Genomic DNA, 18,471 nt, shown 5'->3' with positions numbered 1-18,471 from the left:
TAAACACCTTTAATAAGTGACTTTAATTTTACTTATTAAACATGTTTAATAAGTAACCCTATATTAGCATATTTTTTCATATATGCAACTAATAAGTTCGGAAAAGAAGTGCGAACTCCTTACTTCACCTAATGATATTACTTGATGGCATTTAACTTATATCACGCACTATACATTGTTTTTCATTAAAACCGTTAAGACTCATCATTACATAAAATCCCCTCCTTTAGGCGCTCATGAGCACACCAATATGGAAATCAATTGTTAATAAAAAAGAGATTGACCCAAAAGTAGCTGAATAGCTACTTGGGTTAACCTCTTTTATTTATTATCTTTATTTAACTCTTCTACAATGTCCCTTTTTCCTATTCTATTAGCAAAAGGGATAAAAATAATAAGGACTATTCCGAACATCCCCGCTACTACCGTTACGATAAGTTTGAAATCAAAAAATAAAGGTGTACGATCTATTATACTTACCATATAGGTTAATAATATTCCTATAACAACCCCAAGTACTAATCCGATAAGTACATATAAATTAACTTGCGTCAAAATAACTTGTACAATCCCCTTTTTCTTAACTGTTATCGCTCGTAAAATAGCAAACTCTTTTCTTTTAGATTGAATATTATTTATAAGTGTATTACATACCCCTAATGTTACACTAAACAAAATTACTACAATAACAACGATGAATATAGACCACCTTTGCTGGAACATTAAATTAGATTGCTTTAACGATTGAGTATAACTACTTATTTTTAATTGTGGATATTGACCTTTCACTTTCTTTAATTGCTCCAACGTCTCTCTCTCATTATTTGAACTAATAAATGCACGCTCAAAAACTGTATAATCTTGTTTATATGTTACATTACTCCAATCCATAAGTACCGAAGGAGAATTCGGTAGCTCGTTAACAATTAATCCAACTTCTACCTTACCAGTCGGTCTAACTTTTTGTTCCTGTTCTGAAAATAGACCCAATTGAACGATATCCCCTACATGAAGTTTATATCGCCCCGCTAACTCTTCTGTAACAATTATACTATTCTCTAAATTTGCAGGTACTTCTGGCAGTAACCCTTGCTTTTCCATTTCCTTTACATCACCTAAATTATAGTCAAAAGTAATATATTTTTCACCTTGCTTTAATTCTGCCAGTGAGTTCGTACTAATCGTACTAGTTCCTTTTACACTACTTATTTCTTTAAATATATTTTGTATATGAGGTGAGGAAATTGTTGAATCATTATTCAAACGATTTTCCACAACAATATGTGTTGGAAATTCTCTTTTTAAATATCTTTCATTATTTTTTTGCATCGTTTTAAATATAGTGGAACCGAAGACAACTATCACCATCATTGTACTTATCATTAAGATAACAAATGTATTTTTTCTTACTTGCGGAATTACATTTTTAATAGCAACAAATGTATTCCTTCCAAATATTTTTTTCATTATAGGTAGACATGCTATTAATATCGAAGAGAGATAAGTCGGAAATAAAATATATACTCCTAAAACGAGAAATATAGCTCCTATTAATATCACTATTGCCTGCGTATCTCCCGTATTTGCTACAAACCCACCTAAAACAGTTAAAAATACGCTACTCATTAAAAGAAATTTCCCCATAATACTGCGTGTTTTTTTATTAGAAAAATCGGATTCTTCATTCTCCCGCATAAGCTTTACTGGCAATATTTTCGAACTTCTGTATGACGGATATAACATAAACAGTTCAATAAAAAAGATACTAAAAATCACTGTTACAATTGCTATTGTATAGTCAAAATTCATTGAATTAATTTGAAAAGCAAATACACGCTCTAGCCAACTTTGTAAAAAACGGTTACTTATTACAGCTAGTAACAAACCTAATATTCCACCAAAGAAATTGATTACACTACATTGAATAAATATAACTTTAAACATTTGTTTCGTTGTTGCTCCCATTGATCGCATAATAGCAAATTGACTTTTATATTTATATAAAAACACTTCAAAATTAGACACCAACAATAACGCAGTAATAATAAGTATTAATGTAGATAAAACGATTATAAAAATATGTAATGATGCTAAATTACTTTTTAAAAACTCGTCTTCCTCCGCAATATCGATTCTTAATTCTTTGTCTATTTTATGAATTTCACTAGACAATGCTAGTACATCTGCATTCTCTTTTGCTTTTATTAACAAATAAGTAGCTTCATTGTGTTTACCCGTTTTTTCATATACGTGCTGTTTCACCACACCTTCAGATAAAATAAGTATATCTGGAGCTAAACCTCCAGCTTCTATATCAGGCAACACTTCTTTTACTACATATGATTTATTTTCGATTTCAATCTTTTCCCCAACTTTTACTTGTAAAGTTTCTGCTAATCCATCATTTAATGTTACTTCTTCATTTGATATATTTTTAGAAAAGTGATATCGACTTTTAGATAATGAATCAATTTGAACACCTACTGTATAAATAGCTGAATTCAATTTATTTACTTGCAAATGATTTACTAATACTTTTGACATGTATTCAACATTTTCTTGTTCCTTAATATTTTGCAGTAAAGATTTATCCATCAACTTATTTTGATCAGGATTATATCCGACAGATAAATCCATATCTCCGTATACATTTTTCACTTCATTTATAACAGACTGTTTCGCATGACTCGAAAATACAATCATCGTAACAATTAGAGAAACAGCCAACATAACGCTAACGATAGAGGAAATAGCAGTGAATTTATTCGTCTTAAAAAAGCGTAAACTTAATCCTCGTACTGATTTTATCATTTTGATTTCTCCATTAATTTTCTGAATTTATCTAAAATAATATTCATATCATTTACTCCATGAGAACACGTATAATCATCAACCACTTCTCCATTATGAAAGAAGAGAACCCGATCTGCATACGTAGCAATGTGGGGATCATGAGTAACAAGAATCATACTTTGATTAAATTTTTGTTTCATATCGACTAGTACTCGTAAAATATCATTAGACGTATTGAAATCTAAATTTCCAGTAGGTTCATCTGCAAGAACAATTGGAGGAGATGTTATTAACGCCCTACCAATTGCAACACGTTGTTGTTGTCCCCCAGAAAGCTGCACTGGTTGATGATTTTTCCAATTTACTAAACCTAGAACATCTAATATTTTATTTGTTTTTTCTCGTATCTCCTCTTCTGAATCAGCTGATAATATGAGGGGTAACGCAATATTTTCTTCTACAGATAAATCCTTTAATAAATGAAATGACTGGAATATAAATCCTATGTTATCCCTTCTGTACTCTGTCGCATACGGTTCAATGAACATATTTTCAGGTACTTCACCATTTACATAGATAACCCCCTCATCAGGCTTATCTAGAGCACCAAGAGTGTTCAGTAATGTACTCTTTCCAGATCCACTCGTTCCCATTATGGCAATGAGTTCTCCTTTATTTAACTCCAAAGATACATTTTGTAAGGCTCTAACATTTGTATCTACACTCTCATATGTCTTACTTAAACCTTGAACTGCTAACACAATTTCACTCATCTTTATTCACCTCAACATGATTAAATGTTATTTCCTCCATTAGATTAACTTGAATTAAAATTTTTTCTTTTAGATTACTAGGTGGTACAATTTCTGTTCCTATTTGAACGAGTAACATTTTTAATTCGAGAATTGTAACCATTTTTATCCCTCCCTCAATCTATATTGGTAACAAATTAAAATTTCGTTCGATTTTTTTATAAAAAAATAAGGGAACGCTCAGCATCCCCTCTCAAATCCAATCCGTTTTTTAATTTCCGCTAAATTTACCCTCGCGATTTTTCTTGCTCGCTCAGCACCTTTTTCTAACGCTTCATATAATAAATTTGGTTCATTCATATACATAGTGTATTTCTCACGAGGTCCAGCTAACTCACGATCTACAACGCGAAACAACTCTTTTTTCACATCGCCCCATCCGATTCCAGTCTCATATTTTTCACGCATCGACTGTATTTCAGCCTCTGTCGCAAATTCTTTATAAATTGTAAATAAGATTTCTAGTTCTTTCGGTTCATTTGGAAGTGAAGAATCTGTTTTGATTTTAAATATTAACTTTCGTAGTTTTGCTTGCTCTGCAAATAATGGGATCACATTTCCGTAACTTTTACTCATCTTCCTTCCGTCAAGACCAGGTAAAATAGCTCCTTCTTCTTGTATGACATACTCTGGAAGTGTAAATGTCGTGCCAAATGTATGATTAAAATAAGTCGCAATATCACGCGCAATTTCAATATGCTGAATTTGGTCTTTTCCAACTGGTACATGAGTAGCTTGAAATAATAATATGTCAGCTGCCATTAAAATCGGGTACGTGTATAACCCCATATTCACTCCCGCATCGACCTCTAACCCTGCTTCTTTATTTTGCTCCACCTTCGCTTTATACGCATGAGCACGGTTCATAAGACCTTTCGGAGTTAGGCAAGCTAAAATCCAAGCTAATTCTAGAATCTCCGGCACTTCTGTTTGCCGATAAAAAATAACATCTTCTCCAAGTCCAAGCGATAACCAAGTAGCTGCTACCTCTTTCGTATAACTGCTGAACTTCTCTGTATCATGAACAGCATTTAATGCATGATAATCAGCTATAAAGTACAATGCTTTTCCTTCATTATTCTTTGACATTTGTAATGCAGGTTTAATCGCACCAATATAATTTCCTAAATGCGGATAACCTGTCGGCTTAATTCCTGTTAACATTATTTTCTCACTCACACTAACTCCTCCTTTCTCAAAATAAAAAGAGCCTCTCATCCTTAAAAAAGGACGAGAGACTCCCGCGGTACCACCTTAATTAGCTATCATTATAGCTCACTTCAACTTCTTAACGTGAAGTAACCGTCTTTACCTACTCATTTCAGTTAGAAGCTCCAGAGCCCATTCCATATTCATCCCTTACTGATTTCCACCACACATCAGCTCTCTAAAAAGTTTCGAATATGTACTCTTCTCTTTCATTGCTTTTTCGTTATTTTTTACAGTTTATCACATTTCACTTCCAAATAAACCCTAATTTTCTATTTTATATAGCAGGAATTTCCACTTCAATTGTCTAATGTTATATAGGTTTGCAGAAATATTCGAAACAACTTTGGAGGTTTTTTCATGGTAAAATATATAGCAATTTTAGGTTCAACAGGATCCATCGGCACATCTGCATTAGATGTCGTTTCAGCTCATCCTGAACATTTTAAAATCGTTGGTTTAACCGCAAATTATAATATCGATCTTCTTGAGCAACAAATCAAAACGTTTCAACCTCGTATTGTAAGCGTTGCGACAAAAGACTTAGCAGACAAGCTTCGTACGCGTATTTCAGCAAATACAAAAATCACACACGGGACTGATGGCTTAATTGCAGTAGCTACTCACCCTGATTCAAATCTTGTATTAAGCTCTGTTGTAGGTGTTTCAGGATTACTCCCAACAATTGAAGCATTAAAAGCGAAGAAAGATATCGCTATTGCTAATAAAGAAACTTTGGTTGCAGCTGGACATATCGTAACTGAACTAGCGAAACAAAACGGATGTCGCTTAATTCCAGTAGATAGTGAGCATTCAGCTATTTTCCAATGTTTAAACGGAGAAAATAATAAAGAGATTGAGAAGTTAATTGTAACAGCTTCCGGTGGTGCTTTTCGTGATAAAACACGTGAAGAAATGCAAACATTACAAGCTAAGGACGCTTTAAAACATCCAAACTGGTTAATGGGTGCAAAACTAACGATTGATTCTGCCACATTAATGAATAAAGGCTTTGAAGTAATGGAAGCGAGATGGCTATTTGATATTCCGTATGAAAAAATTGATGTAATGATTCATAAAGAAAGTATCATTCATTCTTTAGTAGAATTTATTGATGGATCAGTTATGGCACAGCTCGGTGCTCCTGATATGAGAATGCCGATTCAATATGCGTTTCACTATCCTACTCGGCTACCTTCTTCCTATGAAAAATTAAATTTATTAGAAATCGGTAGTTTACATTTTAAAAAACCAGATTTAGAGAAGTTCCCTTGTCTACAATACGCATATGAATGTGGCAAAATCGGTGGTACTACTCCCGCTGTATTAAATGCAGCAAATGAAATTGCGAATGCACTATACTTAAAAAATGAAATTGCCTTTTTCGATATTGAAAAAACAATTTACAAAACAGTTGAAGCTCATCATAATGTAAAAGATCCTTCACTTGATGCTATATTGGAAGCGGATCAATGGGCACGCCAATATGCAAATGAATTGTTAATAAAAAAGAGCTAAAACAGTTCCCACTGTTTTAGCTCTTTTTTTCATGTATTCAACTTAACAAATCTATAACCGTGTGTAACTAACACTTTTAATATCGCATATCCTGGAATGGCTAAAATAATGCCCATAATCCCGAATAAGTTTCCGGCAGTTAAAATGATAAATATGATTGTAATTGGGTGAATATCTAACTTCTTACCCATAACTTGCGGAGAAATAAATTTACCTTCTGCTAATTGTACAACCATCATTACAATAATTACCTTTAAAACCATCCCTGGCGAATCAATAAACGCAATAATTAACGCTGGTGTAATTGCGATAATTGGTCCTACGTACGGAACGATATTTACAATCATCGCTAAAATAGCGAGTAGTACTGCATATTTAATACCGATAATAAGGTAACCGATTAATAGCATAATACCGATAAACAAGCTAACTATAATTTGCCCTCTAATGTACGAACTAATCGCATAATGCATATCATCTAGTATTCTCATTGCTGCTGGTTGTCTTTGCTCTGAAATAAACTTTAAAAAGTGATTCGGCAATTGCTCACCATCTTTTAAAAGATAGAACAATATAAATGGAACCATTACAAATGTTAAAACAACCTCTGTAACAGTACTCAAAAATCCAGTTACATTCCCAGTTACTGATGATAATGACTTTGTAAAATCAACTGTGTATTCTTTTACCATATTCGCAACATTAATATTTAAATTCTCTTGAATTTTACCGAGTAAATTACTTTCCCCGAATCTACGTGCTGCTTGTTCAATCTCATGGCCAAAATACGGTAAGTTATCAATTAATGCATCAATTTGATCTTTAATAATAGGGATAACCGTTACAACTAAAAATACAAATAATCCTAGTACGATTAAATATATGGAAGCTATCGATACGATTCTTGAAACACCTTTCTTTTCTAAAAGCGAAACGAATGGATGTAAAATATAGAATAGCACGCCTGCTAATAGTACTGGGAAGAAAATTGTTTTTAAAAATACGATAAACGGTGTAAAAACAAATGATATTTTTGTTAGCAATAAAATATTAATGAACAATAACGCAAATCCAAGTAATACCGCCAAATAATTTTGTTCTCTAAAAAACTTTCTTAACTTATCTCTTTTTCTTATATTTATTTTCTCCAATGAAACCACCTCTTCGAATGATGAAAAGCCCTTATTCAGGGCTCTTCATCATAATCTATATATCTATTTCTTTGCAGCTTTCACTACAAATGATACAATAAAAATTAACACGATTGCACCTAATAATGCTGGCACGACATGAATCCCACCAAATGATGGCCCAAAGGATCCAAATAATCTACCACCTAACGAAGCACCTAATAAACCTGCGATAATATTTCCGAACATACCACCTGGGAAATTTTTACCTGTTATAGAACTAGCAATTGCACCTATAATAGCACCAACTATTAATGTGATAATCCATCCCATTTTTAGTCCTCCATTTCTATTATAGTTTGTATGATTTAATACAAACATATGTATTTATCATTGCTAATCATATTTCACTATAGAAATATATTTACTACTATTTTACATATGGAGATACATATATTATATGCAAAAAAGAAAAATATTGTCAAACTCACCCATAAAGCAATTATATTCATATACCATATTTAAAGGAGGCTTCATTATCTATGATTCTTAAGTTAAATTCCACTTCTTTTGAAGTAGCAACATCCATTTTACAGGTTCAAATTCCAGCTTATAAAGTTGAAGCAGACTATTTAAATAGTACTGCCATACCTCGTTTATATGATACTGTAAACGATATTCAAAGTTGTGTTGAAACATTCTATGGATATTTTTCTGAAAATAAACTTGTCGGTTTTATTTCTATTGTACAAGAAGAAAAATTAATCGATATCCACAGGTTAGTTGTATCGCCCGATTTTTTCCAAAAAGGAATCGCAACGAAACTCCTAATTTATATATTTAACATGTTCCCTTCTTCTATGACATATATTGTACAAACGGGTAAAGCGAATACCCCTGCTATTACTTTATATAAAAAACACGGATTCATTACAGTATCAGATACAATACTTCCTGACGGTATGATTCTTACGCAATTAAAAAAGACAGAATACACAAAATAATTTGACTTGTTCGCTCCTTTATGTTATTTTTTACTTTATAAAACCTTTTGCTGAGTCCAAATTTTGGAGCGGGGGAACCAATTTTGTAGCTATGCTACTTGGGGCGAATCTTTTTTAAGTAGGGAAACTCTCACTTCCCGAGTCCGACAGCTAACCTCGTAAGCGTAATGGGAGAGGAAGGTGTTTTTTGCCTATGTTACACATTTTGCCTCCTTAATTATAAATATGGGATCGATATCAAATAGTAACCTATATTTATAGAAAAGGAGAATGTATTATGTTACGTTTATCTGATCACGCAATAAAAATGATGGAGCAAAGACTTCGATTAGAACAACACCGCACATATCAAGCAAATAAAGTTGTAGATAACTTACATCACAAATACTTCTTTCAACATATTTTTCAACCAAAAAGATAAAGAAAATATTTATTTAATATTAAAAAACACAAGGTGCGTCTTACAAAGACATTCCTTGTGTTTTTTATATTCTTTATAAAATTCTCACTACATTTAAACTTGCTGTAATCGCACCTGCTATAGTAGTCACATGCCCTACACCTAACGGGCCATTTTGTAATATTAATGTTGAATTAGCACTCGTCACATTCACAAGAAGTGTATTTGAAATGGCTGGTTCGATTACGACAGTTGATGTCGTTACGTTTTGTATAAAACTTCCTGTTAGTTGCGTTCCATTTAATAGCAATCTAACAGATACTGTCTCATTCCCCCCATTTGCATCCCCTTGAAAATAGTAGCTTACTAAATATATTCCTGGCGTCGCTACTGTGACTGTCGTAGCACTAGTTAAAGATACACCAGTGCCATATACAGTGGACCCTGAATTAATTGGAATGTTGGCATTTGCAGCAATTGTACTTGTTGATGTAGAAAAGAAATATCCGCCACCTGTCGATATAGCAGATGATCCTGTTGCTCCTGTCAAGCCAGTTGGACCCGTGGCACCTGTTGGACCCGTTTCCCCCGTTCCCCCTGTTGCTCCAGTTATTCCTTGTATGCCTTGTATTCCGGTCGGTCCAGTTGCACCCGTCGCTCCCGTCGGGCCGGTTGCTCCGGTTGCTCCTGTCACACCCTGTGGACCTTGGATTCCTTGTGGACCGGTTGGACCCGTCGCTCCCGTCGGGCCGGTTGCACCAGTTGGACCTGTTATCCCTTGTGGTCCTTGGATTCCTTGTGGACCTTGTGAGCCCGTTGCTCCTGTCTCTCCAGTTGCTCCCGTCTGCCCTGTTACTCCTTGTGGTCCTTGAATTCCTTGGGGACCTTGAGGCCCCGTTACTCCAGTCGAACCTGTTACTCCGGTTGGACCGGTTGGGCCCGACTGACCGGTTATTCCTTGTAGACCTTGAGGGCCGGTTGGACCAGTTGGGCCTTGGGAACCTTGCACGCCTTGTATCCCCTGTATTCCTTGGGGACCGGTTGGACCAATTGGACCTTGGATTCCCTGTATTCCTTGAGGCCCCGTTGCCCCCGTCTGGCCGGTTGGGCCTTGTGGACCTTGCACTCCTTGTATGCCTTGAGGACCGGTTGGGCCTATACTTCCTTGTGGTCCCTGAATACCTTGTATTCCTTGAGGACCAGTTGGACCTGTTATGCCACTCGGACCTTGTACGCCTTGCACTCCTTGAGGACCGGTTGGACCACTCGGACCTTGGATTCCTTGTAGCCCCTGTAAACCAGTTGGACCGGTCGCTCCCCTTACTCCTTGCTCACCTTGTATGCCTTGTATCCCTTGAGGGCCGGTTGGACCGATTGGTCCCTGTGCTCCTTGCACTCCTTGCGGGCCGATTGGGCCGGTTGCTCCTACCGGCCCCTGTATCCCTTGTAAACCTTGTAGACCGGTTGGACCTGTTACTCCCATTACACCTTGAGGTCCTTGAATACCTTGATCACCCGTTGGACCAGTTGCCCCCATTGGTCCCTGTACTCCTTGCACTCCTGTTAAACCTGTTGCTCCTGTTGGTCCCTGTACTCCTTGCACTCCTTGGATTCCAGTTGCTCCAGTTGCTCCGGTCGCCCCTGTTGCCCCTGTTGCTCCCGTCGGACCTGTTGGGCCCCCTGGTGATCCTGCTGGACCTGTTGGACCTGTTGGGCCTCCCGGTGGCCCCGTTGGACCTGTTGCTCCCGTCGGACCTGTTGCAGAACCAGTCGGACCAGTTATCCCAGTTGCTCCTGTCGGGCCTGTTGGACCGGGATCACCTTGTAAACCAGTTGGGCCTGTTGGACCGATTTCACCTTGCACTCCTTGAATTCCTTGAGATCCTGTTGGACCGACCTGCCCCATCTCACCTTGTGGACCTTGTAAACCTTGGACCCCAGTTACCCCTGTTGGTCCCATTGGACCTTGTTCTCCTTGAATTCCTTGAGATCCTGTTGGACCTGTCGGGCCAATTGGTCCCTGAATACCTTGTATACCTATTACCCCTTGTAAACCACTACTCCCTAAATTCCCTTGAACACCTTGTATACCCGTATTTCCAGTTGGTCCCGTTGGACCGATTTCACCTTGTACTCCTTGTATACCTTGTATTCCTGTTGGACCTGTTAACCCGATTTCACCTTGCATTCCTTGTATACCTTGTATTCCTGTTGGGCCTGTTGGACCTATTGGGCCAGGAATTCCTTGTATCCCTTGAATACCAGTTGGACCAGTCGGACCTCTTTCACCTTGAATTCCTTGAACACCTTGTATTCCCTGTGGCCCTCGTTCTCCCATAGGTCCTTGATTACCTTGAGAACCTTGTGGTCCAGTTAAACCCGTTGGGCCTGTTGGACCATTTTCTCCCTGCACCCCTTGCACTCCTTGTATTCCTTGAGGACCAGTTGGACCGATTGGACCTTGTACGCCTTGTATTCCTTGTGGTCCAGTCGGTCCACCTAAAGCACCGGTTGGACCGGTTGGTCCAGTGGGCCCCGTAATACCTGGCGGTGGAAAAGGAATAGGTGCTTGAAACTTACTACACTTATCTTGATTCTTCACAAGCATCTCCTCCCGTTTGTAACGCATCAAACTATTTGTAATATGTTTAAGCTAGCTGTTATTACTCCTGCTAATGTCGTTACATGCCCAATAGCTAATGGACCATTTTGTAATGACAAGGTGGAATTTGAAGAAGTAACTTGAATTATCATCGTATTAGAAATCGCTGGTTCCAATAAAAAACCTGCTGTAACATAAAAAATAAAACTCCCTGCGACTTGTGTTCCGTTTAACGTCAGCCTTACTGAAATCGTTTCATTCCCACTAGTTGGATCACCTTGAAAATAATAACTTACTAAATATATTCCCGGCGTACTCAACGTTACAGTTGTTGCACTTGTTAAACTAATTCCTGATCCAAAAATTGTAGAACCAGAATTGATTGGTATTAGCGCATTCGCTGCAATTGCACTCGTTGCAGTGGAAAAGAAATAACCGCCCCCACTAGGTAAACCAGTCGCTCCAGTCGCTCCTACTATTCCCGAGAAGCCTATTGCTCCTACGCTACCAGTTGCACCTGTAGGTCCAACCGCTCCGTTTTGCCCCTGACTACCTTGCGCTCCAACTGGTCCTATACTACCACTAGCACCTGTCACTCCACTTGCTCCAGTTGGGCCTTGCAAACCTTGAACTCCTTGTATACCTTGTATTCCTTGCGGACCCGTTGCACCTGTATTGCCTGTCGTTCCCGTTATTCCTTGTATTCCCGTAATCCCTTGCTCTCCTTGCACTCCTTGTGGTCCAGTTGCCCCGGTTGCTCCAGTAGCCCCAGTTTCACCCGTTGCACCTGTAATTCCAACATTTCCTTGTGGACCTTGGGGCCCTTGACTACCTTGTGCCCCTTGGACTCCTTGAAGTCCTGTTATACCAATTTCCCCTGTATTTCCTTGGGGGCCTCTAATTCCTTGTGCTCCTGTTGGACCGATAATTCCTTGCACACCTTGTATTCCTTGCACTCCTTGAGCTCCTGCTGGACCCGTTATTCCTTGTATTCCTTGAGGACCTTGCAAACCAATAGCTCCAGTCGGTCCTATTATTCCTTGCACTCCTTGAGAACCTTGGGCACCTTGTGTACCTGTTAATCCGGTAGTCCCTTGTATCCCTTGAACCCCTTGAGGACCTTGTGTTCCAGCTGCTCCTGCTTCCCCTTGAATTCCTTGTACGCCTTGGATTCCTTGTGCTCCAGCAGGACCGGTTGCTCCTCGGATTCCTTGTGCACCTTGAGTTCCTTCCGCTCCTGTAACACCAACTGGACCGGATACGCCTTGTATTCCCACCATTCCTTGTGCACCTGTTGGACCTATTACACCTTGAATACCTTGAATACCTTTAGGACCTTCTGCACCAGTTGGACCAGTTACTCCCAGCGGACCTTGTATTCCTTGAGAACCTTCTGCACCAGTTGGACCTATTATACCTTGGTTACCTTGAGGACCTTGTGCACCTTGTACTCCAACTGCTCCAACTACACCTTGGGAACCTTGCGCTCCCCTTACACCTTGATGACCTGTTGGACCGGTTATACCTTGCACTCCTTGCGCTCCAATTGGACCTATCTCTCCGCTTACACCTGTTGAACCAGTCGCTCCCGTTGGACCTGTTGGACCTCCTGGTGGACCTGGTGGACCTGATGGACCAGTCACTCCACTAGATGGACCAATTGGACCGGTTGTTCCCGTCGGACCGCCCGGTGGTCCTTCTAAGCCTTGAATACCGATACTACCCGTCGCTCCCGTTATACCTCTTATTCCCTTTATCCCTTGAAAGCCTGTTGCTCCCGTTATACCTTGTATTCCTTGCACACCTTGTGGGCCTTGTAAACCTATTGCACCTGTTATCCCCTTTATTCCACTTATCCCTTGAGCACCTTGTATTCCAGTAGAACCAGTTGGACCCACTTCACCTTGTATTCCTTGAGCTCCTTGTGGCCCTTCCTCTCCAGTAATTCCTTGTATCCCTTGGAGGCCGTCTTCTCCTTGTATACCAATAGCCCCTTGCTCTCCTTGTATTCCTTGAACACCTTGAGGACCTTGTGGACCAGTTACACCCGAGACTCCAGTTATGCCTCTCTCTCCCTGCATTCCTTGTGCTCCCGTTTGTCCTCGCTCACCTATTTCCCCTTGTATTCCTTGTGTGCCTTGTATACCTTGACTACCAGCAGGACCCGTAGCTCCTTGTATTCCTTCTAATCCTTGTACTCCAATATCACCAATTAAACCTTGGTTTCCAATTAATCCTTGAGCACCTTGGAGACCAGTTGGGCCAGTTATACCTTGCTCTCCTGTATCACCAATAGCTCCTTGTATTCCTTGTGCTCCTGTTGTCCCTCGGGGACCTTGTATCCCCCTGATACCTTGAGGACCTTGGGGCCCAGTTGCTCCCGTCGGTCCAGTCACCCCTGTAGGACCAACAGGACCTTCATGCCCTCCAGTTGGACCGATTGGACCACTATTACCTGTCGGACCAGTTGCTCCTATAAGTGGAAGAGGCAGTGCCACTCCGAATTTTTTGCAATTTCTATGATGACGCACAACAATCCCCCTCCCCAAAAATAATTACACTTTTTATATGAAATGCATTTTTATAACAAAAGTACACATTTAACCTCAATTTTATTAAAATAAAGAAGCCTATCATTTGTTTGAAATGATAGGCTTCTTTTATAAAAACAGTTTACTTTCTAGCTTTCATAATAAAAGTAGTTGGCACCATCCTAGCTTTATATAAAGAATAATATTTCGTAGACAGCTCAGTTAGTTCTTCATCAAACGAGCTCGATGGTTCAGGCTCTTCTATTCTCTCAATTTTAAATCCCGCTCTATTTAACTCATTTATGTATGTACTTATTTTTCTCTTATATAATGTCGCTTGTACATTTTCTCCTTTAAATGTTTCAAACGTAATGGGCGTTTCCTCATGATAAGAAGACTTTATAGCAACTTCTTCCGTACCATACTGTAAGTTTGAATATACTGGGTGCTCCCAACTAAAAATAAAACTTCCCCCTGGCTTTACATATGAATAAATCAGTTCCAACGTTTTTCTTAAATCCGAAGTCCAACCTAATGCATAAATGGAATATACAATATCAAAATATCCTTTCGGAATATCTCCTTCTTCTTCCATTGCTCCGCATACTAACTTTGGATTCCAATCCTTTAACGTCTTATTCGCTATTTCAATTTGTGTACTCGAAAGATCAAGCCCCCATAATTCCTCTGCCCCTTGTTCCGCCATATATTGCAACGAATGCCCACTTCCACAGCCAATATCAAGAACCTTTTTCTTTCTGATTGAATCGAACAAACGAATCTCATCTTCAGACGCCGTATACGGACCATATTTAGGTAAACAATCCACTTGAAAGAAATAAGGTGCAACTGTATCCCAACACTTTTTATTTAAAGCTAACATTTGCGTACCTTTCATATTCTACATTCCCCCATCCATTTTTCTTTCTCTAATATTAATTACATATCATAACCAGATCGCCCTTTTCTCTTCGCCCGGTAGTTTTTCACTTTCGCAATCGTACCGCATGCTCTTCCTCCTTCTTCTCCAGCATACATGCCGCACCATCTTTTACTTCCATTTCGCGAATGATCATAAAATACCCAGCGACAATCTGGACATGCTTTTAACCTTCCCCACACATTTTCTTGAATTGACATTAACACAATGCTTAACACTTTTGTATACACATTCTCTTCATATACCGGTTCATATGTAATACCTTTCATATCATCCTTTATATGTACATGAAATGGGTATTTCTCTAACCATTTTTGCAATGATCCTTCGCCTTCAATTGTCATCCGAATATCTTCCCGAAAACCTCTTAATTCCTCTATTGTATGAAATGGAAACTCTTCATCAAAATATTCTTTCATAAAGAGCTTTATGTCTTCTTCTGTTTGCAGCAAATCAATTGGCTCTCTCGTATCGTTTGGTATTCTCCATGTATTTAAAAATTCCCGAATATATTCTAGTTCATTTGGAGCGTTTTGATTCAATTCGATCCACCTTCTTCTTAAAATTTACTTTTTTCTGACTTTATGTATAATTATAGTATAAAATAGTTAACCATCAAATAATTTTACTGGTTACATAATTAGGAGGATTTCTATGAAAAGTTTCTCAACACCGATACGTTTCATGCTTATTTCTTCATTTTTTATGTCTTTTGGGTATTTTGCAGTATACGCATTTTTAGCTATTTATCTATTAACCTTTCTTCATTTTTCTGCTGTCCAAGTAGGAACAGTGTTGACGGTTATGACAATTACATCACGAGTTATCCCATTATTCTCAGGGTTAATTGCTGACAAAATAGGCTATATCATTATGATGATAGCCGGTTTATTTTTGAGAGGAATCGGATTTATCGCTTTAGGAATATGCTCTGATTTCTATACAATTTCTATTTCTTCTGCACTTATTGGCTTCGGAACTGCATTTTACGAACCTGCTACGCGCGCCATATTCGGTTCACAACCAGCTCATTTGAGAAAAAATTTATTTACATATTTAAACCTTAGCTTTAATTGCGGTGCAATAATCGGACCAATTGCAGGAGGGTTCTTACTCTTACTTGATCCAATCTATGCCTTCTCTCTAACAGGATCACTTATGCTGTTATTCGCTTTTATCTTTTACTTACTTAAAAATCACTTCCAAGTCACTACTGAAAACACGTCTATTACATTAGGAATACAGGCCATCTTACAAAACAAGTCTTTCCTTCTGTTTTCCTTTATCATGATTTTCTTCTACATTATGTTTACTCAGCTTACTGTCGCACTTCCACTTCATATGAAAAACATTAGTAATAGCAATCAACTTGCTACACTCGTTATTACGATAAATGCGATAACAGGCGTCATATTTATGGTATTATTCCGAAAATTATTCCACAAATACAACACACTTTCGATTATTAAATACGGTGTTTTATTAATGAGTATTTCCTTTTTACTCATTCCTTTATTTCAACACCCATATTGGCTCTTTATTTGTGTAATTTTATTTACAATCGGTGAAACACTCGTATTACCTAACGCTGATATCGCTATTGCAAATTACAGTAATGAATCATATACAGCCACTTTCTTCGGATTTTATCAACTATCACTCGCATTTGGCTTTATCATCGGTAATTATACCGGTACATCTTTTACAGCCAACTCAAGCGGAATGTATACACCATGGCTTATTTTCGCTGGAATAGGACTTATTGGTTTTATTTCATTACATATTTTAAATATGAAAAAGGATTTCCTAAAGAAGATATAGGCCTACTGTAAAAATACTAATTTACGGCAATAAGTAAACTTTCATTCTCCCTTAAATTGGATATACATCCTGTTTCATTTTACATATTATGGTACAATTAAGAGGGTACTAACTAAACATTTACGCTCCACACTAGTAATCTAGCAATACCAAAATCAAAAATCACATGGAATTGAGGGATGTTATGAAACAGAAATTAGCTGTTCTTCTATTCACTGGAATCATATTATCAGGATGTTCAACTATAACAGAGAATTCTTTAGAAAGCGGGAAAGGCAGTATGGAATTATTAACACCAACGATTACAGCAAAAGATAATGAATTAGAAATTAAAACTAAAGGCATTGATGAAAATAAAGTAACTTTTATTTATGTTGCTAATAAAAAAGTGTTGGAACAAAAACTAAAAAATGGTGAATCCTACAAACTTAACATTAAAGATATCGAACACGCTCATAGGACGGACTACAAACCAAAAGTTCAACTTTTACAAACGAAAGACGATGATGATGATGGAGAAATAGTAACCTTCAAACAAGTTAGATATACAGTTAAAAACTGATTTTAAAGTTGTTTCATTATAAATGTAACAAAAGAAAATATACTTTTAACAGTAGATAAATGTAGGGGGTGCTAACATGAAAAAACGATGGATTTCTTGGTGGATTGGTAACATATTTTGGATTATCGTTTTTGGAATATGGGCCGCTATTATTTGGCTACGAAATGTTGATGGTGCTGGTGTTATTCAAACACCTGAAATTAAATCAATATCACTTATCGTTTTATTAATCACGTTTATCATACCGGTATTTTTTCAAATTATATGGCTAATCATTAATTTGAGAATGAGTAAAAAACATAATTATACGATTTAGTTTTTTTGAATTAATAGATGAATATTTTTCATAAAAAAAGAGAGGAATCTACATCAAAATAGATTCCTCCCTTTTACATTTGGACTTATACTGCGCTTTTAATGCAGCACTATTCCTCTTTTTTACGATGCATGTTCATCTTTCTTCTTCATTAACGCTCTTTTCTTCATCGCCTTCGTTAAATATCCACCTTTAAACGAACGAATTTCATACGAAGACATAAACGCTTTCGGTGCAATTTCATTAATGATTTCTAAAAGCTCTTTCTCTCTAGATCGCTTTGCGACGATATCTAAGCGATAACGTATAGAATTAATACCTTCGCCTTCAAATACTGTAACGCCAAATCCAGAGTGACGTAACTCATCTACTAATTCATTACAACGGTCTAGTAAACTAACTTGATACGTAATATAACCAATTGCTAATTTATTCTCTATATAACCGCCTAATAACAGTCCCGCACTAAAGCCAATGACATAGGCAACGATGTTCATCCAATTTGATAAATCTTGAAACACAATACCTAAACTGACAATGTAAATAGCTCCTTCTAACAATCCAACACCAGCAGCGGATCTTGTTTGATTCTTTACAAGCAAAATCGTACGGATTGTTAAAATTGGAACGTAAATAATTTGAAGCACAAAAATAAGTAGCGCTTGTAACATTGGTATCCACCTCTTTCAAAAAGTCTTTTGTCATAATAACATACATAACCTTTAGAAATCGATGGGTTTTTTAAAATTTTTTTATTATTTTTCATACTATTGAAAAACGCAAAAAAGAAGCGTATTATATTTGTCGTTAATTTGATTACTTGTATAATATCG

At 37.5% G+C, this 18,471-nt stretch carries 17 protein-coding genes, 1 riboswitch and 1 other annotated feature; of the genes, 6 read left to right on the top strand and 11 right to left on the bottom strand.

Annotated features, from left to right (window positions below; all coding sequences use genetic code 11):
• Positions 1-321: 321 nt before the first annotated feature.
• The 4 genes from MRP26_RS18425 to MRP26_RS18410 form a co-directional block, all read right to left on the bottom strand.
• Complete coding sequence (locus tag MRP26_RS18425; protein WP_071732256.1) at positions 322-2,811, bottom strand: FtsX-like permease family protein; 2,490 nt, start codon at positions 2,809-2,811, stop codon at positions 322-324.
• On the bottom strand, positions 2,808-3,566 hold the full coding sequence (locus MRP26_RS18420; RefSeq protein WP_242806535.1) for an ABC transporter ATP-binding protein: 759 nt from the start codon (positions 3,564-3,566) through the stop codon (positions 2,808-2,810). The genes MRP26_RS18425 and MRP26_RS18420 overlap by 4 nt, the downstream gene beginning before the upstream one ends.
• Positions 3,559-3,708, bottom strand: coding sequence for a hypothetical protein (locus tag MRP26_RS18415; protein WP_000256358.1), 150 nt, complete (start codon positions 3,706-3,708; stop codon positions 3,559-3,561). Before MRP26_RS18415 ends, MRP26_RS18420 begins: the two co-directional genes overlap by 8 nt.
• Positions 3,709-3,785: 77 nt before the next feature.
• Entirely contained in the window at positions 3,786-4,784 is a 999-nt protein-coding gene (locus MRP26_RS18410; protein WP_071732254.1) for a tryptophan--tRNA ligase, read from the bottom strand.
• Between the two features lie 44 nt (positions 4,785-4,828).
• Positions 4,829-5,036 (bottom strand) — a binding site (T-box leader).
• Positions 5,037-5,174: 138 nt separating this feature from the next.
• Between MRP26_RS18410 and MRP26_RS18405 the strand changes: the two genes are divergently transcribed.
• Positions 5,175-6,332, top strand: a complete 1,158-nt coding sequence (locus tag MRP26_RS18405) for a 1-deoxy-D-xylulose-5-phosphate reductoisomerase (RefSeq protein ID WP_071732253.1) — start codon at positions 5,175-5,177, stop codon at positions 6,330-6,332.
• A gap of 29 nt (positions 6,333-6,361) precedes the next feature.
• Here the strand turns inward: MRP26_RS18405 and MRP26_RS18400 are convergent, their stop codons facing one another.
• Together MRP26_RS18400 and MRP26_RS18395 are read right to left on the bottom strand one after the other, a co-directional pair.
• Positions 6,362-7,483 (bottom strand): AI-2E family transporter, encoded by a 1,122-nt coding sequence (locus MRP26_RS18400; protein ID WP_000411485.1) that lies wholly within the window; start codon positions 7,481-7,483, stop codon positions 6,362-6,364.
• 63 nt (positions 7,484-7,546) lie between these two features.
• Positions 7,547-7,795 carry a GlsB/YeaQ/YmgE family stress response membrane protein gene (locus MRP26_RS18395; RefSeq protein ID WP_000539730.1) on the bottom strand — a complete coding sequence of 83 codons (249 nt, stop codon included), beginning with the start codon at positions 7,793-7,795 and terminating at the stop codon, positions 7,547-7,549.
• A 209-nt stretch (positions 7,796-8,004) separates the two neighbouring features.
• On the opposite strand from MRP26_RS18395, the gene MRP26_RS18390 reads away from it, so the two are divergent.
• Complete coding sequence (locus MRP26_RS18390) at positions 8,005-8,466, top strand: GNAT family N-acetyltransferase (protein WP_197241904.1); 462 nt, start codon at positions 8,005-8,007, stop codon at positions 8,464-8,466.
• A gap of 38 nt (positions 8,467-8,504) precedes the next feature.
• Positions 8,505-8,647, top strand: a riboswitch (cyclic di-AMP (ydaO/yuaA leader).
• A 96-nt stretch (positions 8,648-8,743) separates the two neighbouring features.
• Positions 8,744-8,887, top strand: coding sequence for a hypothetical protein (locus tag MRP26_RS18385; RefSeq protein WP_000945246.1), 144 nt, complete (start codon positions 8,744-8,746; stop codon positions 8,885-8,887).
• 73 nt (positions 8,888-8,960) lie between these two features.
• Here MRP26_RS18385 and MRP26_RS18380 read toward each other — a convergent pair whose 3' ends face one another.
• The 4 genes from MRP26_RS18380 to MRP26_RS18365 all read right to left on the bottom strand — a co-directional run bounded on the left by MRP26_RS18380 (position 8,961) and on the right by MRP26_RS18365 (position 15,481).
• Positions 8,961-11,474, bottom strand: coding sequence for a BC_3345 family exosporium-associated protein (locus MRP26_RS18380; RefSeq protein ID WP_242806533.1), 2,514 nt, complete (start codon positions 11,472-11,474; stop codon positions 8,961-8,963).
• A 20-nt stretch (positions 11,475-11,494) separates the two neighbouring features.
• Positions 11,495-13,999 carry a collagen-like protein gene (locus MRP26_RS18375; RefSeq protein WP_242806530.1) on the bottom strand — a complete coding sequence of 835 codons (2,505 nt, stop codon included), beginning with the start codon at positions 13,997-13,999 and terminating at the stop codon, positions 11,495-11,497.
• Between the two features lie 142 nt (positions 14,000-14,141).
• Complete coding sequence (locus MRP26_RS18370) at positions 14,142-14,897, bottom strand: class I SAM-dependent methyltransferase (protein WP_000679197.1); 756 nt, start codon at positions 14,895-14,897, stop codon at positions 14,142-14,144.
• Between the two features lie 41 nt (positions 14,898-14,938).
• A complete protein-coding gene (locus MRP26_RS18365) occupies positions 14,939-15,481 on the bottom strand; it encodes a CGNR zinc finger domain-containing protein (protein WP_001072930.1) in 543 nt (180 codons plus the stop codon).
• Between the two features lie 112 nt (positions 15,482-15,593).
• Between MRP26_RS18365 and MRP26_RS18360 the strand changes: the two genes are divergently transcribed.
• The 3 genes from MRP26_RS18360 to MRP26_RS18350 all read left to right on the top strand — a co-directional run bounded on the left by MRP26_RS18360 (position 15,594) and on the right by MRP26_RS18350 (position 17,638).
• Positions 15,594-16,760 (top strand): MDR family MFS transporter, encoded by a 1,167-nt coding sequence (locus MRP26_RS18360; RefSeq protein WP_242806529.1) that lies wholly within the window; start codon positions 15,594-15,596, stop codon positions 16,758-16,760.
• Positions 16,761-16,926: 166 nt separating this feature from the next.
• Positions 16,927-17,322 carry a hypothetical protein gene (locus tag MRP26_RS18355; RefSeq protein ID WP_003271015.1) on the top strand — a complete coding sequence of 132 codons (396 nt, stop codon included), beginning with the start codon at positions 16,927-16,929 and terminating at the stop codon, positions 17,320-17,322.
• A 76-nt stretch (positions 17,323-17,398) separates the two neighbouring features.
• Positions 17,399-17,638 (top strand): DUF3923 family protein, encoded by a 240-nt coding sequence (locus MRP26_RS18350; protein ID WP_000747685.1) that lies wholly within the window; start codon positions 17,399-17,401, stop codon positions 17,636-17,638.
• 122 nt (positions 17,639-17,760) lie between these two features.
• Here MRP26_RS18350 and MRP26_RS18345 read toward each other — a convergent pair whose 3' ends face one another.
• Positions 17,761-18,309, bottom strand: a complete 549-nt coding sequence (locus MRP26_RS18345) for a DUF2179 domain-containing protein (RefSeq protein WP_000938438.1) — start codon at positions 18,307-18,309, stop codon at positions 17,761-17,763.
• Positions 18,310-18,471 lie beyond the last annotated feature (162 nt).

It is taken from the genome of Bacillus sp. CCB-MMP212, from assembly GCF_022748145.1.
In the GTDB taxonomy this organism is placed as follows: Bacteria; Bacillota; Bacilli; order Bacillales; family Bacillaceae_G; genus Bacillus_A; species Bacillus_A cereus.
This window is presented reverse-complemented; position numbering and strand designations above follow the sequence as displayed.

What these genes read in the sequence shown, in the direction of transcription:
- MRP26_RS18360 (WP_242806529.1), top strand. Translation starts at nt 15,594, where the DNA reads ATGAAAAGTTTCTCAACACCGATACGTTTCATGCTTATTTCTTCATTT.
- MRP26_RS18370 (WP_000679197.1), bottom strand. Translation starts at nt 14,897, where the DNA reads ATGAAAGGTACGCAAATGTTAGCTTTAAATAAAAAGTGTTGGGATACA.
- MRP26_RS18390 (WP_197241904.1), top strand. Translation starts at nt 8,005, where the DNA reads ATGATTCTTAAGTTAAATTCCACTTCTTTTGAAGTAGCAACATCCATT.
- MRP26_RS18355 (WP_003271015.1), top strand. Translation starts at nt 16,927, where the DNA reads ATGGAATTGAGGGATGTTATGAAACAGAAATTAGCTGTTCTTCTATTC.
- MRP26_RS18415 (WP_000256358.1), bottom strand. Translation starts at nt 3,708, where the DNA reads ATGGTTACAATTCTCGAATTAAAAATGTTACTCGTTCAAATAGGAACA.
- MRP26_RS18385 (WP_000945246.1), top strand. Translation starts at nt 8,744, where the DNA reads ATGTTACGTTTATCTGATCACGCAATAAAAATGATGGAGCAAAGACTT.
- MRP26_RS18405 (WP_071732253.1), top strand. Translation starts at nt 5,175, where the DNA reads ATGGTAAAATATATAGCAATTTTAGGTTCAACAGGATCCATCGGCACA.
- MRP26_RS18350 (WP_000747685.1), top strand. Translation starts at nt 17,399, where the DNA reads ATGAAAAAACGATGGATTTCTTGGTGGATTGGTAACATATTTTGGATT.
- MRP26_RS18345 (WP_000938438.1), bottom strand. Translation starts at nt 18,309, where the DNA reads ATGTTACAAGCGCTACTTATTTTTGTGCTTCAAATTATTTACGTTCCA.
- MRP26_RS18420 (WP_242806535.1), bottom strand. Translation starts at nt 3,566, where the DNA reads ATGAGTGAAATTGTGTTAGCAGTTCAAGGTTTAAGTAAGACATATGAG.
- MRP26_RS18425 (WP_071732256.1), bottom strand. Translation starts at nt 2,811, where the DNA reads ATGATAAAATCAGTACGAGGATTAAGTTTACGCTTTTTTAAGACGAAT.
- MRP26_RS18395 (WP_000539730.1), bottom strand. Translation starts at nt 7,795, where the DNA reads ATGGGATGGATTATCACATTAATAGTTGGTGCTATTATAGGTGCAATT.
- MRP26_RS18380 (WP_242806533.1), bottom strand. Translation starts at nt 11,474, where the DNA reads ATGCTTGTGAAGAATCAAGATAAGTGTAGTAAGTTTCAAGCACCTATT.